The organism is Flexithrix dorotheae DSM 6795 (genome assembly GCF_000379765.1).
GTDB lineage: Bacteria > Bacteroidota > Bacteroidia > Cytophagales > Flammeovirgaceae > Flexithrix > Flexithrix dorotheae.
The window spans coordinates 450,470-467,680 of sequence record NZ_KB903465.1; the positions used below are offsets into that span (position 1 = coordinate 450,470).

The following is a 17,211-nucleotide window of genomic DNA, read 5'->3' on the forward strand; positions in this document are numbered from 1 at the left end:
AAATGAAAGAATTGATCAAAAGAAATTAGTATGAAATAATCATTAGCTTTTATCTAAAATAATAACCAACCACCAATTTCAAAAACAATTACTGAAAGTTGTTCTTTACGAAATTCAATATTTCAAGTACACGATCTCCCCGAAAGGTAGGTGCCTGGGCAACTATTTCGCCATTTTCCACTAAATATACTTTGTCAAAATGTTCGCAGAGTTCTCCCGCTTTGGCATGCCGGAAAAATACAGGATCACCAATCTGAAAGGGGTAAGTGGACAAAATTGGAGTTTGTACTTCCCCAAATCCTTCACTTTCAATAGTTTTTACCTGTTGTGGAAGATATGGTGAAGGCTGCTTATTTTTTCCAACCGGACCAGAAGCAATGAATCCGCCTCCATAGCAGGTATAAACTCCAGGTTGGGGAATACGAACCACCTCAAGACCAAATGCGGCAGCTGGTTCGTGTTGAAAATTATGGTAATAGTCGAACAACTTAGAATTAAAGAAACCTGAACCAGCAGTTACCTCAGTGACTAAAGGTTCCTGAATTGAGGTTTCTATGCTACCTGTACCCCCTGCGTTTATTATTTCTAATTCCGCCCCTTCATTTCCTAGCATATTAATTATGGCAGTTCTTCTGTCTGCTACAATTTTTACCGATTTCGACTTTAAAAGGCGAATAACCGGATTCTTCAATCCATTTATGGGATCATTATCCGCTAACCCGGCAATTTGGGCTTCGTAACCCATTATGCCTTTTAGTTCTACATAATCACAGTTTTTGATTTTTTGATAAAGCTTCCTGGCTTCCTCTATCAACTTCAAAGATGAGCGGTAAACGCCAAAATAAATACCGGGAAAACGAGTAGTCATATCTATATCCAGACAAATTGGAATCTGAACCCCAGCTAATTTACCAACCTCATTTATCCTTTCCACATGTTCAGGCAAATCAACCATCAAAACGATTTTTTTACCCTTTTTTATTTCCAAAGCCAATTGATGGATATAAAACTCATCGACTACCGGATAAGCCAAAAGCAAGTTCTCCACACCATTTTGGGAGAGGTAAATGGTATCCTGAGCACAATAACTCATTACCCCGGCTACCTTTAATCCCGAATTCAATATTTTTTGAATTACCGACAGACATCTTACAGATTTGCTGGCTACTCTAATAGGCTTACCTTCAGCTCTTTTCGAAATGTCAGTTATATTTTTTCTCAGTAAATCTAAATCTACATAAGCAAATGGAGCCGTGGTATTTTCAAAGATTTCTTTATAGTATTTATAATCTCTTTTGATCTCCATTTCCATAAAACAGTTAAAATCTCCTTAAAGAACCAAATATAGCATTATCGGAAGGAATGTTCTTAAATCTATTTCAAACAAGTTTAGAATCAGCCAGGTTTAAATACAGAATAATTTTTCACAAAAGAAGATAAAACCTTAATATTATGACTTAATTACCCCAATTATTCTTAGTAAAGAAAAAATAATAAGTTTTCGTTTTCTACTTATTCTTTTTGCCCAAAACGTCTTTGTTTTATCCTTGCGTAACACTGCTATGCACTTCAAGAACGCATGGTCTCAGGCAAATATAAAGGCGTATTAAAGCAAATTTTATTTTTTCAACTTTACTTACCTGTTTTTATATAAAGAATAAACACGTTTAATTAACTGAAACCCATAAAAATGAACTTTAGATTACTAATTTCTAGCCTGTTATTTCTATTTTTTTCAAATCAAATTTTTGGGCAGGCCGACTCACTAATTTTAAATAATAATAATGTACTGGTTGGAGAAATAAAGGATATGGATAGAGGAGTTCTTACCATGGAAACCCCGTATAGCGATTCTGATTTTAAAGTAGAATGGAATGGGGTAAAAGAGATTTATACCGTAACCAGTTTTTTAATTACCCTCTCCGATGGTTCCAGGTATAATGGGAGCCTGGAAACTGTGGAAAGTGGAAAAATTAGGATAAATGATGAGAGAGAAACGATTATTATTTCTCATAATGAGCTTGTTTTTTTAAAGTCTGTAGATGATGGTTTTTGGAGTCAGCTTTATGCTTCTGTGGATTTTGGTTACAGCATTACCAGAGCCAACAACCTCAAACAACTCAGCTTGAGAAGTAATATAGGATACCTTGCAGAGAGATGGTCGGCCGATATGTCCGTAAACTCGGTGAATTCCACTCAGGATAGTGTTGAAGCCATTAGAAGGCAGGACGGTAACTTTACCTACAGACAGTTTCTTCCCAAAGACTGGTTTTTGATTGGTCAATTAAGTTTTTTATCGAATACAGAACAAAAACTTGATTTAAGGACCAACGGCAAATTAGGTATTGGTAAGTATGTCATTCATACCAATACTACTTATTGGGCATTTCAGGGTGGAGCTTCCTTTAACAATGAAAACTTCTCGAGTGAAGCTGCAGATAAACAAAGTTTGGAGGGATTTTTTGGTACAGAACTTAATTTGTATGATGTAGGAGATTTGTCCCTGCTCACTAAAGTTATTGCCTATCCTGGTATTACAGAAAAAGGACGTTGGAGAGCAGATTTTGTATTTGATACCAAGTACGATCTCCCATTGGATTTTTACATAAAGTTAGGTTTTACACTGAACTATGATAACCAGCCTGTGGTAGGAGCCAGTGCCACAGACTATGTATTCCAAACCACCTTTGGCTGGGAGTTATAATCCTAAAAATCATCCCATTTCAAAACTAATTTTGAATAAGAAAATTAATCCTTTGAAGTGGGATGACACACATTAATCTTCCTTCTCGTCATCATCATCTCCATCAGGAATTTGATCAGAGAGGTAGTCTATTTCTGAGTATTTATCCTCATACTCGCCTTTTGTATCATCTTTCAAAATGCCATCATCATCATAATCATCATCATCACTGATAATTTGCTGAGCTTCCTGAACAGTCATTCTGATCAGATAGTGTTTATCTTCTGTTTCAAATGGCAAAGCGCTTACTTTTTTCCCTTCTTTGTTGGTAAAGGAAATTAAGTTTTGACTATAGCCATTTGGATAAACCAATTTTATTTGTTCCTGAATTTCAGTAGTAAGCTTCTCGTAATCCTTTAGGACTCTTGGTTTTTGATTACTCATATCTCTAAATGTTATAAAAAAAAACAAAAATTTTTGATTCAATTCTGTAATGCATCAGAAGATTCTGGTCTGTTTATTGGAAACCTATATTGGATAAAAACCCTTCACACACATCACCAGAAATCTTTTCTGATTTTAAGGGGTAATTATAAAGAAATTATGGATTAAAAATAAAGTTAAACCACAAGTTTTTTCAGAAATATTTCATTCAAATTACAATACTAATTTGTAACAAAAATGTTGTTGTTTCCAAGTTCATTTTTAGATATTTTTTATTGAATTTAAGCCGGAATATTCTCTTATAAAAAAAACTGGTATCACTTTAGTACTGAATTCCTCATTTCACTGTTGAAAGTATAACTTTGCACAAAGAATTGATTTTTTAATGTACCAGACAGGGTTTAGATTTTTTATACTTTTTGTGATATCAATAGTGCTCTTCACCAAAGATATTATTGCCCAAAAAAGAAATGGTAATAATAAACTGAAGTATGAGGAAATTGATGCTTTACTTCTGGCAGAAGAAACCACTGAAGCCAAAAAATTACTTATTCAATTTATTCAGGATAATCCCAATCATGCATATGCATCCTATCAGCTGGGTAAAATTTATACAACAGAATTAAAGTCTATCTATCTTTTTAAGGAAATAGAACTCAACACAAAATACGAGTCGGCTCATAACCTCCTGCAAGTGGCCATGGCGATGGCTACTAAAAAAGAAATAAAGCGAAATAAAATCTATTACCAGCGGGAGTTTGGTAGTAAAAAAGTTGGGGTAAATGATGTAAAATTATTTTATCAGGGAGCTGTGAATGATTTGGAAAATTACTGGGCAGAAATTGATGAAATAAAAATTAAATCAAAATTAATCAAGCACTATTATCAAGAGGCTGAAAATAAGTTTTTTTATATCAAAAGTAACTATCAGTCAGTTTCGGCTTTGTATTTTATTTCCGATGAAATGCTGATTTCTAGCCTGAATGAAATGATTAGAAGTTTCAACCTGATTCAGGCGAATATCAATCAAAGAGACTTGTTAATCAAGGCCATTCCACTTCGAAACAATGAAATTCTTTCCCGTTCCCAACAATTTTCCTTTGAAAAGGTAAGAGGGTTTGAGGCTTACCGGATTAATGCGAATATTTTTAGTGATCAACAGGTGAATCTTTATGATTATGGAAGCTGGGCAAATGAAATAATTAAGGTGATGAGGGAGGAAATTCTCCCAATTAAAACAAAATTACTGGAGATGGATGCCAATATTTCTGCTTCTATCAACAGCTTTTTTAAAGAATCACCTTATTTAAGTCATCTCAATTTAAAGAATAATCAGCAACTGATTTTTAAGCTTTTCCAGCTGGATGGCAATTCCCTTGCGGCTAAACTACTGATGTACAAACAGTTTAAGCTGGAATACCTCCTAAAACTAAAAGAAAGTGACCTGAAAGAAGAGGAAATAAAAAAAGCCCTTGAGGTAAGATTAAAGGATTGCGGGGAGGTACTTAAGAATATAGTGGTAACAGATAAAGAGATTAAGAAATATCAGGGATATATTAGAAATGTGTATGGTGGAAAAGAAGGATTGGAACAATTTATCGCACTTGAATTTTCATTTTTGGCCAGTGAACTCACCAGACTGAATGAAAAACCCCGTGGGTATTATGATTTCCAGGTACCATTGGCTACTACTTCCCGGAAAAAGCCGAGGAAAATGGCATTCACCAACAAGCAAATCATAATTGATATCGACAAAATCAATAAGGACTCATTGATTTCATTTGGTGGATATGCCGCAACAGTTACTTTTCCCTTAAAAGCTCAAAAAACGATGGCTCTTGGCCTTTGTGAAGGAATTACTAAAGAAAACAGGGATGTTTTTGTAGCCATGCTGGATGAGGATCAGGAGATTAGCTGGATAAGGCGATTCATGTATCAACAAAATGATCAGTTTTTTAATAATGACCTACACCTCCTGATAAAAGACAGACAGGACAAAGCCATTTTCACCCTGCAATCAAGCTTTGGAAATATCAACCTTTACCGTCTTGCCGGGGTAGACAGCAAAGGGGAACTGCTTTTTGAAAATGATTTAAAGGAATTTATTCCCAGAAAAATGACGATAATAGATGAAAATGAGTCTATTTTATTGGTCAGTAAGGGAAAACAAACAAATGACAATGCTGATAATTTTGAACCTTGTAATATCTCCAAGTACAATTATTTTGGAGAACAAAAGCATTCCTTCGATTTGTTGCTTAAAGGAGTCATTTCAGATATGGTAAGAACGCCATCTGGTGTTCTAATTCTTGGTAATTTTCTCACCATAAAAGGTTTGGACGGAAAAATAATCCAAAGTGAGGCTTTTGATAAAAAGGGGTTTAATGCTTTTACGGTATTTTTAGATAATAACGGGATAGTGAGGAATATCACTCCTGTGTTATCAGAAACACCAGTATTTGGTCAGAAAATTAGTGTAGAAAATGATTCTATTTCACTAATTGGTGTAGAGGGAGATTTTTTGTTTAAACCACAGGGAGGAATAGAAGGAGGAAAAAACTGGGAATATGTGATAGAAATCCCTTAATTTTCCCAAAAATTCAATCTCAAATTAAAACATAAACCATTCAATCACCTAATATGTCTAAAGCACTTATAATTATCCGTCATGCGGAAGCCATACCTCCTGGCAATGAAATCAAGGATTTTGACCGCCCACTTTCAAGTGGAGGATTAACCCACGCCATGAAATTAGGAAGGGCATTATACCAGAAAAATATAGCTCCGGATAAATTCATTTGCAGTAAAGCGGTTAGAACAGAATCTACTGCAAAACTAATCGCAGAACAAATTCACTTTGAGGCTTCAGAAATTGACCTGAATGAAGACATTTACAATATCTCTTTAGGAAATTTTCTGACATTTGTAAAGAAACTGGATGATAGCCTGAACACCGTTTTTGTGGTGGGCCATAACCCAACACTAAGCTATTTTGTGGAGTTTGTTTCCAATAAAACCGGATATGACCTGGAACCGGGGGCGGCAGTAAAAATCAATTTTGACATTATTAGCTGGCTGTTAATTGACCAAAACAATGGGGAAATTGAATGGAGACTTTAAGTTTTAATACATTCCAATCTCCCGTCTGAAACCCTTGTACAGTTCCTTATTTTTGGTTTCAATTCTTGGCAAACGTGACCCGGAGTTTGTAAAAATACCTGTTGAAAGATAATTCAATGCCTCTTTGAGGCATTTTTCATTTTCATCTCCAAAATCCCTGGTTAAATCATCTTCCACAAGTGAATTTACGGGAATACCGTCAAACAGATCTGTTTCTCCTACTGAATTAACCACCCTAAAACTGATTGGCACAACCACTTTTCCATCCATTCTGAATGCATACATACCCGCCAGTTTCCCATTGGTATTCTTACCTATGGTGACCACATCAACATAGGGTTTTAAACCACTTATCAGTACCTCACTTGCCGAAGCCGAAGACCTGGTGGTAATAAAAATCACTCTCTTTAAATCAAGGTTTACAGAGGGAGCTTCCAAATAAAATTTCTCATCATTAGCTTTTTTTGATGCATTGTGAGTAAGTTCTGAAAACAATTTGCCTTGATTTTCCTTTGGAGCAAGCATGCTTCCGAAAAGTATTCCTATGTCGAACAACCCACCACCATTATAGCGCAAATCCACTATTAATTCAGTAACTTGTTCTTCTTTAAAATCCCCAATTACCTCCTCCAGATCAGATTTAGATTTTTCAATAAAATTATTAAAAACCATGTATCCTACCCGTTTTCCATCTACCAAATGAACACTATTATGCAGGATAGAATTAATTTTCACCACATCTTTTACCAGTGCGTAGTCCTTTGTTTCTCCATCAAAGTCTTCCAATTGAAGATTTAATACTTCCCCCACATTCGATCCTCCAAAAGCAGCACTAAAATTATTTATCGTATTGACATCCCGACTGTTAATTTTCAGGATTTTAAATCCTCTTTTAATACCAAGGGAATCAGCTGCAGAACCTGGCTGCACCAAACTAATTCTCAAATCATTATTCTCATCCCAGCGGGTACCAAAACCTGTCCCCACGAATTCACCCGCTTTAAAATACTGATCGAAAGAAACCTCATCAGTTAAATAACTCCATCTGTCATACTCCTTATTGAGCATAGCCTGGAGCAATTCCTCGGCACTTTCATAATTATACACATTCACCGCTGGCAATTCTTCATTCCACAAATACCATTCTTCCATTAACTCTACCAGACTTTCTCTAAATTCCAATTCAAGAGGCTCTAAAAATTGGGGATCATCCTCCTCACACCCCGTAATTGTAAGTAGAGAGAAAAGAAAAAAAGGAATGGAAAAATATTTAACTGATTTAAACATACCTAGCCAACTTAATTAGTAGAACTTCAACCTCAAATAGAAAATAACGTTCCAATTTCAAAATTGATTATTTGAGGGCATCTTGCAAAAACCAATCACCAAAACGAAACAATTGGTAACACCACTTAACCTCAATTATTACCAAAAATGCTAAATTAGGCCCGTTAGTTCATTTTATGGATTTTGATGGAAAATTTTATTAATTTTATATTTAGGAATTATTAAATTTAGTGTTCCTAATTTCTTCCAGCTGTCATTTTGCACTAAATACAAAATCAACCCCGATTACAATATTCGTTAGATTTCTTCGCTTGCCCCCGGTTGAGAACAAGTGAATCAATCAATTAATTTTAATTAACAGCCAACTACCTGGACCTTTCAAGTTACCGACTACCGTACTAACTAATTTTCTTAATTATTTAGATTACTACATCATGAACTCAAAACTACTAACCTTTTTTTTGCTTGCTATGTTTATATTTTGCAATGGCCAAATCACCATTGCCCAAGTAGGAAAAACTCCTACACTCAATCCCCAAATTTATAATTTAAATGAAAAGAATATACAATTGGCCTCAAAGTTCATGCTTTACGAACAGTGGACCATTGCCAATATTTATCATATAGATGGATTTCAGCATGTAGGTATTCCAATAAAATATGATATCCTGGAAAACTATTTCAAAATAAAAACATCCAAAGGATTAAGGTACCTGCCAGGTGATGAAGTGAAAAAGTTTGAATGTGTAAATCCTGAATCCGGGATGATGGAAACCTTCATCAATAGTTCTTATTTTAAAAACAATACAATTAACACTGGTTTTCTTCAGGTTTTGGAGAATGGGTATTTCAACCTGTATAAAAGTACTTTTATTGAATTAACTAAAGGCCAGCGATACATAAAAATCATTGATGCCAGTATTTATTTTGATGATGTGGAAAGGAAAAACTGCTATTTTATTGCCACAGAGGAAAACCTTAAGGATTTAATTCCCTCCAAAAAAGGACTGGCCAAAAATTTTGAACAATTCAATATTTCGGTGACTGGTTATATCAGGCAGGAAAAACTAAAAACCAGAAATGAGGAAGATTTGAAAAAAATTATACGATATTGCAATTCCCAGGCCGTGATGGCAGAAAACCCTAATTAGTAGTATTAACCAAACAAAGTATATCCGCAAAAAGAAAAGAGCTATCGGTTATTTTAAATTGCAATTTTTCTATTAACCGATAGCATTTCCTTTCAAAAATTTCGGAATTGTTGAAAATCATTCTGCTCCAGGTCTGCCTGAAGCAACATTTTTACTCCTTTCTATAGACTGTAAAGCCATATATTTTTCTCCGTATTTCGCCAGGTTTTCCATCTCCTGGTCAAACTGGTCAAAGTGTCTTTCTTCCTCAGCCACTAAATCTTCAAAGATTTTTTTACTTCCTGAGTCAGCATTAGCCGCACATTCATTGGCCCAAATATTATAATCTCTGGCACTCTCCTCCTCCATATTTCTTGCTTTTTCCAACATCTCTTTCACTCCATGAATTTTCTCCACCGGAATCGTGGCATTCATCTCCACATCCCCCTTCAAAAACAAGATTCTTTCGGCCAACGTTTCTACATGAATCATCTCCTGAATAGCAGTCTGCTTAAATAAACTTGCAAATAAATCAAACCCCTGATCATCGCAAATGAAATGAAAATACATATACTGATGGACTGCGCTCAATTCGTCCCCAACAGCTTTATTCAATAATTCAATACTTTTCTCATGCATAATTGAAAAGAAATTTATGGTAAAAAATGGATCAAAACACGTAGTTTGATCAAATAAAATTCATCCTCTATTTTAATGAAAATAGGTGGAAAATTCACCTTATTAAAAGGATTTATTTCAGTGAATACCTATTAATCTTTAAAAGTTAAATTCCTGCCAAATTGTATTGCTAAAAGAAATCAATTACACGATAATTTATTTGGAGTGAAGCGCACTTCCGGATTACTCAATAAAATATGAATAAGAAACAAAGGCAAATTGCTTACTATCTGGCGACCAGGATGGAGCATTGATAGAGCCCTGCCCTCCATACAAATGGGCAATTACTTCAGGTTCACCACCTTTGGCATTCATTAAGCGCAACATTACCTTTTTATCTGCCGGGTGTTCCGTAGGATCAGTTTCCGGAGGATAACTTAAAAACACCAAAAGTTTACCATCAGGAGATGGATGAGGAAACCAGTTTTGATATAAATCATTTGTAAGCTGAAGTGGCTCTGTGCCATCTATATTCATTCGCCAGATTTCCATTTTCTCAGACCGATTGGAATTAAAATAAATATATTTCCCATCAGGGCTGTAATTCGGTCCATCATCAAGCGAAGGTTCAAAAGTCATTTGTTTTTCCATTCCTCCCGATATCGGCACAGTATAAATATTGTAAATTCCCGCTCTTTTTCCCACATAGGCCAGTGTATTGCCATCCGGAGACCACCCATGCCAATAAGAAGGACTATCAGGGACAATCTGCCGGGGTTTGCCTCCAGTAATGGGCATTACGTACATTACAGAATTATTTGGGGTAATTTTAGGTCCATTGTAATGGCTAATCACAATTTGTCTTCCATCTGGAGAAATTCCATGATCAGTGTTAATTTTATCCGCAAAGTCGGAAGGGATCATCTCAGGACTGCCGCCTGAAACGGGTAATTTATAAAGTCGGCCATTATTATTATAAACCAAAAAAGAACCATCTGGCGACCAGTTTGGAGCTTCTATGTGTGTAGTATCAGAGTAAATTATGGTCCTGGTTCCCGATTGAAGATCCATAATTTCAAGGTTGCTTCTCACCTTCAAATCTGTTCTTAAGGAATACTTTGGAGTAGTAATTCTTACTTTGGAAAAAGTAAAATCCTCATTTCGTCTGGTGTTTTCCGGCAATAATGCCGCACCCAGATAAATATCTCTAGGAGCAGAAGACCGAAATCTTTCAAATTCTTTGAAATACCCTCCAATCACTGCAAATGAGAAAATAAATTCATCATTTACCCTTTCCAGCCGCAGCAAATCATATTGATTAGGGGCAATTTTTTTGTTTTGGGAAAGGAAATCATCGGAGCCATAATAAAATTCAAAAATTCCCCCATTTATTAACACACCTCCCAGGTTTTTTTCTGTATCAAGTGCTTCTGCAAAACCCATCCCGAATTTAGCTTTTTTAGGGGCTTTATCAATTTGGAAATCGAAAATAAAATCACCTGACACTTTTTTCCAATAAAAGACCATGTTTAGGTCTTCAGTTGCATTTTCAGCCAATTTTCCCGAGAGAAGGTATTCTCCGTTATTTTTGTTAAAAGGCGCCTGAGGACTTTCCAGGTTTCCCATTACACTTACATTTTCAAACTGATTAATTTGTGCTACAGCAGAAAATTGAAGGAAAACAAAAAAAAGGGCAGCTTTTATGACCCTGAAAAAATACAGCATAGTATTAAAATAAGCACCAGTACTTTTTAATATTGAGCAATCGCACCTCAATATCAATCAGTTGTGGTAAATGTAAATGGTTGTTATTTCTGTCTAACTACTTATTATCACATAAGTAATGAGAAATTAAAATTAAATAATTTAAGGGAGAAAGGGGCCATCCCGTTTATTTTCAAAAGAATTTAATTTGAGACTAATCTCCTCCAACGGTAAGGAGATAGTGAAATATGTTTTGTAAGTTTGCACCTTAATAACACAAGAGTAATTGAATAAAAAGCATAAAATCAAAATACTGAAAATCAATTACTTAATATCATATGTAAGCTGGTTTAAATTTTATTTTTTGTTGCACAACATGCCATTTAAGGAACTACAATTCCAAAAAATTTAAACTTACGCTTTTTTTAATTTAAATTCTTAGCTATTACAAAATGAGTCTGGAGACACTTACAGCGATTTCACCCGTAGACGGCAGGTACAGAAGTAAAACCAAAAAATTGGCAGATTACTATTCGGAATTTGCCTTGATAAAATACAGAGTAAGAGTGGAAATAGAGTATTTTATTGCTTTATGCAAAATTCCTCTGCCTCAACTTCAGCATATCGACCCAAAGGTATTTCCGGTATTGCAGGATATTTACAAGAATTTTTCATTGGAAGATGCTCAAAAAATCAAGGAACTTGAAAAAGTAACCAACCATGATGTAAAATCGGTAGAGTATTTTATCAAAGAGAAATTTGAAGAATTGAATATTTCAGCTCTTCAGGAATTCATACATTTCGGGTTAACTTCTCAGGATATTAATAACACTTCCATTCCACTTTCGATATTGGAGGCGGATAAAGAATGCCTAAAACCGTTATTGAACGAGGTACTTCAAAAAATTAGTGAGCTGGCACACGAATGGGAAGATATTCCAATGCTGGCTTTTACCCACGGCCAACCCGCATCACCTACTAAATTGGGAAAAGAATTGGCTGTTTTTGCCTATAGATTAGATCAGCAACTGAAATCGTTGGAAAACATTCCATATCCGGCTAAGTTTGGTGGTGCAACGGGAAATTTTAATGCCCATTTCCTGGCTTATCCTGAGGTGGACTGGGTAGCTTTTGGCAACCATTTCGTGAATAATATTTTGGGGTTGGATCGCTCCCAACTCACCACCCAAATTGAAAATTATGATTTTCTGGCTGCCAGATTCGATAACCTGAAAAGAATCGATTCTATTCTAATTGATTTGAGCAGGGATATTTGGCAGTATATTTCAATGGGATACTTCAAGCAAAAAATCAAAAAAGGTGAAGTTGGTTCCTCTGCTATGCCTCACAAAGTAAACCCTATTGATTTTGAAAATGCAGAGGGAAATCTGGGAATTGCCAGCGCAATTTTCGATCATCTTTCCGTAAAATTACCGATTTCAAGGCTACAAAGGGATTTAACAGATTCTACAGTGCTCAGAAATATTGGAGTCCCTGTTTCGCATGTGGTTATTGCTTTAAACTCTCTGTTAAAAGGCCTGGGTAAAATAGAACTAAACCAAGCCAGACTAGATGAAGACCTTGAAAAAAACTGGGCTGTTGCGGCAGAAGCCATTCAAACAATTTTAAGAAGAGAAGGCTATCCAAAACCATATGAAGCCCTAAAAGATCTCACTCGAAAAAATGAGAAAATTACCAAAGAAAGCATTCACGCTTTTATTGAAACACTTAAAATATCTGATGAGATAAAAACCGAACTCAAACAAATTACTCCATTTAACTATACCGGGGTAAAATTTGAATATTGAAACTAATTTTTTCCATTTATTAAAACCATGAAAATGAACTTACCAAAAAACATTCTGTTTGCATTAGCCTTATTGGCATTTAGTTGTAATAACTCTCAAAAAGCCGAAGAAAAACAAGATGAAGAAGTTATAGAGAAAGTAGAAGTGGTGAAAGAAGTAAAAACGGTAAATGCCTTATCAGCAGAAGAAAAAGCAGAGGGATGGGAGTTGCTTTTTGATGGTACTTCCTTAAATGGATGGCATACTTATTTAAAAGAAAATGTAGAGGGATGGAAAGTAGAAGATGGTTTGCTTATAACTGAAGGTGGAAATGGGGATATTGTAACTAATGAAGATTTCCAGAACTTTGAATTATACTTTGAATGGAACATTTCGGAAAAGGGAAATAGCGGTATTTTATTCAATATTATTGAAGATGAGCAATATGCTGCTACTTATGTTACGGCTCCCGAATATCAGTTGATTGATGATAATAATTATCCTCAGGAGCTGACGGACAAACAGAAATCCGGAGCAAATTATGATATACATCCTCCAAAGGTTTTTGCTGCAAAAGCTCCTGGTGAATTTAATGAAAGTAAGTTAATAGTGAATAACGGCCATGTAGAACATTGGCTGAATGGGGAAAAAGTGGTGGAATACGAATTGTGGTCAGATGAATGGAAAGCAGAAATGATGGCCAGTAAATTTGCCAAAATGGAGGGATATGCCACGGCCAAAAAAGGAAAAATCGGGATTCAGGACCATGGTAATTTAATTGCCCTGAGAAATATAAAAATCAGGAAATTGTAATTAGTTCTCTGTTTTTAAAAAAGCTGAAAGGGTAAACTGTTTGAATTTTACAAATTTGAACGGTTTACCCTTTTTTATTCCCCAAAATCAATCAAATTAAAAACAGCAAAAATACAGTCTGAAGGTTATTACAAGGCACAAAATCAACATATCATAAAATAATTTAGAGGGAGTAGCATTATCTAATAGGTAAGAAAATTCCAATTTTTCTGTTTAGTTATAAAATTGAAAACAAGTTGGAATTAATTATCATTTCTGCAGCATTTAAAATGCAGATCAGGTAAAAATAATGGAGAGGTAAATTTATTGATCAATTTGCCCTTTTTCTTAAAAGGTACAGATTAAATATCAATTATAAAGATGGAAAGATTTTATATAAAAGGCGAAGAATTTGTACCGGAAATAGATTTAAATCCGGATACAAACATTCTGAAAATCACCGGAGAATCCTATCATGAATATACCCATGAGTTTTTCCAACCCGTATTTGACTGGCTCGAAGAATATACCAAAACTGAAGGTAGAAATATTAAATTGAGCTTCAGAATGGATTATTTTAATACCGCTTCTTCCAAATGTTTTTTTGACATTATCGATTTATTGGGAGAGTACGAAAAAGAATCAGGGTCAAACCTGGAAATTTTCTGGTACTATGAAGATGGCGATATTGATATGCTGGAATCAGGGGAGGATTACCTAGAAGAATCTGGAACCAACATTAAATTAATTCCCTATAACTCTAAAGAAGAGTTGCCAATTTAGACCATAAAAAATGCTAAAAAGCCCGAAACAAAAGATTTTGTTTCGGGCTTTTTTTTGCCAGAATTATTGGAATTTGTCCAATTAAATCTCTGATTTCAGCTTGTAAGCCACCACTCTGTGGTCGAAAAAAGTGGGGACAGCTAATAGTTTATGTTTTGTGCTGTAATCCAGATCTGCAGCATTGATTTTCTGCTCCTTGGTATCCAATACCTTAGTATTTTTCCCTTCTTTACTCACGAAAAACACCTCTCCATTCCAATTGGAAATAAAATAATCACCATTTTCAGTCTTACCAATTCCATCTGCTCCTGCCATATCTCCTACCCAATCATCATATTTTTTTTCCTCCAGATTTACGGATCGCAAAATGCCCTGATTCATAGAAACCATCAGCATTCTGTCCACCTCCATAAAAAGGCCGTTTGGTTTGTCTAAAGCTTCATCTTCCAGCCATATCGATGCAGTTCCATTCTCTACTTTGTAAATTTTGTTCCCGTAAGAATCTGAAACATATATTTCCCCATCTGCACTTATGGCCAGATCATTTAAAAATATGGCTCCTTCCGCGGCAATTTTTGAGGTTATTTTGCCAGATTCAATGTCAATTTCAACTACCTCTGTAAGATCAGTCACATACAGCTTATTTTCATAAATGCCCATTCCCTTGGGATCATTTAAGCCTTCCACCCATTTTAAATCCGCAATTTCACCATTTACAGTTAGCCTGGAAATAAATCCGTCACCATCCTGCGATTCCTTGTTTACGGCATTGATGTTGGCCACATATATGATGTCCCTGTCTTCGTCAAAAAGAACGGATTCTGGTGTTCTCAATAAGGTATCAGTTTTCCAAACCTCCTCAATTTCCACCATAATTTCTTCAATTGGATTAGCTTGGGTTTCTTCTTCAGCCACGGTCTGTCCTTCCTCCTTTGAATTTTTACAATTGCTCAATAAAAAAATAAGGCTTGAAAACAGAAAAAGATTAATAATTTTCATTTGAATAAGTTTTTAAAATCAAGCCATGTGAATGAATAAGATTTTCCGACTTCCTGGTTCAAAAAACCTCACCCCTTTCTCATAGCTTTTTATTTGATTAGTAGTTTTTTTAGCAATATAACCATCCTTTTTAAAGATTTTAAGCAGCAGAGTTAAAAATTTTCATTCAAAAAAAATTCTGATTATTACTGTAGTGCCTCGTTCCAAAAAAAGCATTTTCCTTGCGGAGTCTTCACATTAAAGTTACTCTGTATTATGGTAAAAGAGGACAAAAAGACCGCAGGAGTGTGAAAATACAATCCTGTCCGAATTTAATCCAGGCTCTATTTGTTTAGATAATAGCTGATAAATGGTTGAATAAGCGTAATCCTTGTGTGTCCTCCAAAAACTACCTGATAGGTATTGTAAAAATATTAGCCGAAAAACCTCATGGATTGCTTAAAAAACGGGTATCATGAAAACAACAGTTTTAATTCTTTTTTTAGCGTTGTTTTTTTCTCCTCTGGCCTATTCTCAAACTGAGGATCAAAAGTTAATCCAGGCTTTGGAAAACTGCAACTTGGCCGAACTCACTGCTGCTCTTAAAAATGGAGCAGATATCCAGGTAACTGATGAAAAAGGGATGACTCCACTACATTTAGGAGTAATATGTGGCAATCCGGATATCGTGAAAGTTCTATTATTTTACAAAGCAGATGTAAATGCCAAAGACCATTTCCAAATGTCTGCACTGGATTACGCCTTATTGTCTGAAAATCAACAAATTATTAATTTACTTCAGGAAGTCCCACACCTCATGGTCAAAGATCAGATTTAGACAAAATCATTCTTCAGGTTTTGCAGCATTAGGACTTTGATGTCTCCTTCCTCTTGGATGAAATTCTGTAATTACCTGTTTGAGATAATCTACATCGAGGTGGGTATAAATTTCAGTAGTGGTGATGGATTCGTGACCTAGCATTTCCTGCACTGCCCGCAAATCTGCACCTCCTTCCACAAGGTGGGTTGCAAAAGAATGCCTAAAAGTGTGTGGACTGACCTTTTTTCTTATTCCTGCCATGGCAGCCAGGTCTTTTACGATCATAAAAATATAAACCCGGGTAAGCATTTTTCCCCTTCTGTTCAGGAAGAGGAAATCATCAAATCCCTTTTGGATATTGATATTTTTCCTTATCTCCTCCTTATAAATCTTAATATATTTCATGGCATCCTTCCCGATCGGCACCAGTCTTTCTTTATCACCTTTTCCAATGATTTTGATAATGCCCATATCAAAATGGAGGTTACTTAATTTTAAATTCACCAATTCAGAAACACGCAGTCCTGAGCTATAAAGTGTTTCCACTATGGCACGGTTTCTTGCTCCGTCTGGTTTAGACAAATCAATAACACTCAGCATTTTTTCAATTTCTAAAAAATCGAGTGTATCGGGTAATTTTCTGGATAGCTTGGGAGAAGCAACCAAGGCGGTAGGATCCTTGTCTATTTTATCATTAAACAAAAGAAATTTGTAAAAACCTTTAATCCCGGAAAGAATTCTGGCCTGCGTGAATTCAGAAACCTGAAGCTGGTGTAAATAGACTAAAAATTCCTCAACATGATTAGGCTGAACTTCCTTTGGGTTGCAATCAAGATCAGATATTTCCAAATACTGCTTAAACTTATTGAGGTCCTGAGTATAGGCAAATTTTGTGTTTTTTGACAGTCCTCTTTCCAAGGAAATATAATCGGAGTATTCTTCTATCGCTTCGTCCCAATTCATAATTTTTTATTTTATACACCCAAAAGTTAAAAAACCACTAGCCTAAAAGGGTAAAACAGCAGTAATTACTTACGGGTTTCTATTTCCTCAAAAGTTGAAGAA

15 protein-coding genes are annotated in these 17,211 nt (G+C 35.3%); 8 read left to right on the forward strand and 7 right to left on the reverse strand.

Going from position 1 to position 17,211, the window contains the following annotated elements:
• Positions 1-88: 88 nt before the first annotated feature.
• Complete coding sequence (locus A3EM_RS0128845) at positions 89-1,306, reverse strand: amino acid deaminase/aldolase (RefSeq protein WP_245576565.1); 1,218 nt, start codon at positions 1,304-1,306, stop codon at positions 89-91.
• Positions 1,307-1,690: 384 nt separating this feature from the next.
• Between A3EM_RS0128845 and A3EM_RS0128850 the strand changes: the two genes are divergently transcribed.
• A complete protein-coding gene (locus tag A3EM_RS0128850; RefSeq protein ID WP_020531734.1) occupies positions 1,691-2,704 on the forward strand; it encodes a DUF481 domain-containing protein in 1,014 nt (337 codons plus the stop codon).
• 72 nt (positions 2,705-2,776) lie between these two features.
• Here A3EM_RS0128850 and A3EM_RS0128855 read toward each other — a convergent pair whose 3' ends face one another.
• The gene (locus A3EM_RS0128855) at positions 2,777-3,127 is read right to left on the reverse strand and encodes a hypothetical protein (protein ID WP_020531735.1); all 351 of its coding nucleotides are present in this window, start codon (positions 3,125-3,127) and stop codon (positions 2,777-2,779) included.
• A gap of 421 nt (positions 3,128-3,548) precedes the next feature.
• Here A3EM_RS0128855 and A3EM_RS0128865 point away from each other — a divergent pair, with 421 nt between their 5' ends.
• A complete protein-coding gene (locus A3EM_RS0128865) occupies positions 3,549-5,714 on the forward strand; it encodes a hypothetical protein (protein WP_157638134.1) in 2,166 nt (721 codons plus the stop codon).
• A 53-nt stretch (positions 5,715-5,767) separates the two neighbouring features.
• Positions 5,768-6,247 carry a SixA phosphatase family protein gene (locus A3EM_RS0128870; protein ID WP_020531738.1) on the forward strand — a complete coding sequence of 160 codons (480 nt, stop codon included), beginning with the start codon at positions 5,768-5,770 and terminating at the stop codon, positions 6,245-6,247.
• 3 nt (positions 6,248-6,250) lie between these two features.
• Here A3EM_RS0128870 and A3EM_RS0128875 read toward each other — a convergent pair whose 3' ends face one another.
• Positions 6,251-7,534, reverse strand: a complete 1,284-nt coding sequence (locus A3EM_RS0128875) for a S41 family peptidase (protein WP_020531739.1) — start codon at positions 7,532-7,534, stop codon at positions 6,251-6,253.
• A gap of 434 nt (positions 7,535-7,968) precedes the next feature.
• On the opposite strand from A3EM_RS0128875, the gene A3EM_RS0128880 reads away from it, so the two are divergent.
• Positions 7,969-8,685 carry a hypothetical protein gene (locus A3EM_RS0128880; protein ID WP_020531740.1) on the forward strand — a complete coding sequence of 239 codons (717 nt, stop codon included), beginning with the start codon at positions 7,969-7,971 and terminating at the stop codon, positions 8,683-8,685.
• A gap of 117 nt (positions 8,686-8,802) precedes the next feature.
• On the opposite strand, the gene A3EM_RS0128885 is transcribed toward A3EM_RS0128880, so the two are convergent.
• Together A3EM_RS0128885 and A3EM_RS48245 are read right to left on the reverse strand one after the other, a co-directional pair.
• Positions 8,803-9,303, reverse strand: a complete 501-nt coding sequence (locus A3EM_RS0128885; RefSeq protein WP_020531741.1) for a ferritin-like domain-containing protein — start codon at positions 9,301-9,303, stop codon at positions 8,803-8,805.
• A 222-nt stretch (positions 9,304-9,525) separates the two neighbouring features.
• A complete protein-coding gene (locus A3EM_RS48245) occupies positions 9,526-11,007 on the reverse strand; it encodes a TolB family protein (protein ID WP_020531742.1) in 1,482 nt (493 codons plus the stop codon).
• Between the two features lie 431 nt (positions 11,008-11,438).
• Here A3EM_RS48245 and purB point away from each other — a divergent pair, with 431 nt between their 5' ends.
• The 3 genes from purB (at position 11,439) to A3EM_RS0128905 (ending at position 14,348) form a co-directional block, all read left to right on the forward strand.
• Entirely contained in the window at positions 11,439-12,794 is a 1,356-nt protein-coding gene (gene purB, locus A3EM_RS0128895) for an adenylosuccinate lyase (RefSeq protein ID WP_020531743.1), read from the forward strand.
• 27 nt (positions 12,795-12,821) lie between these two features.
• A complete protein-coding gene (locus A3EM_RS0128900) occupies positions 12,822-13,586 on the forward strand; it encodes a 3-keto-disaccharide hydrolase (RefSeq protein ID WP_020531744.1) in 765 nt (254 codons plus the stop codon).
• Between the two features lie 360 nt (positions 13,587-13,946).
• Positions 13,947-14,348, forward strand: a complete 402-nt coding sequence (locus A3EM_RS0128905) for a DUF1987 domain-containing protein (RefSeq protein WP_020531745.1) — start codon at positions 13,947-13,949, stop codon at positions 14,346-14,348.
• Between the two features lie 81 nt (positions 14,349-14,429).
• Here A3EM_RS0128905 and A3EM_RS0128910 read toward each other — a convergent pair whose 3' ends face one another.
• On the reverse strand, positions 14,430-15,347 hold the full coding sequence (locus tag A3EM_RS0128910; protein ID WP_020531746.1) for an SMP-30/gluconolactonase/LRE family protein: 918 nt from the start codon (positions 15,345-15,347) through the stop codon (positions 14,430-14,432).
• 454 nt (positions 15,348-15,801) lie between these two features.
• Between A3EM_RS0128910 and A3EM_RS43930 the strand changes: the two genes are divergently transcribed.
• On the forward strand, positions 15,802-16,164 hold the full coding sequence (locus A3EM_RS43930; protein WP_020531747.1) for an ankyrin repeat domain-containing protein: 363 nt from the start codon (positions 15,802-15,804) through the stop codon (positions 16,162-16,164).
• 6 nt (positions 16,165-16,170) lie between these two features.
• Here the strand turns inward: A3EM_RS43930 and xerD are convergent, their stop codons facing one another.
• Entirely contained in the window at positions 16,171-17,109 is a 939-nt protein-coding gene (xerD, locus tag A3EM_RS0128920) for a site-specific tyrosine recombinase XerD (protein ID WP_020531748.1), read from the reverse strand.
• Positions 17,110-17,211: the final 102 nt, after the last annotated feature.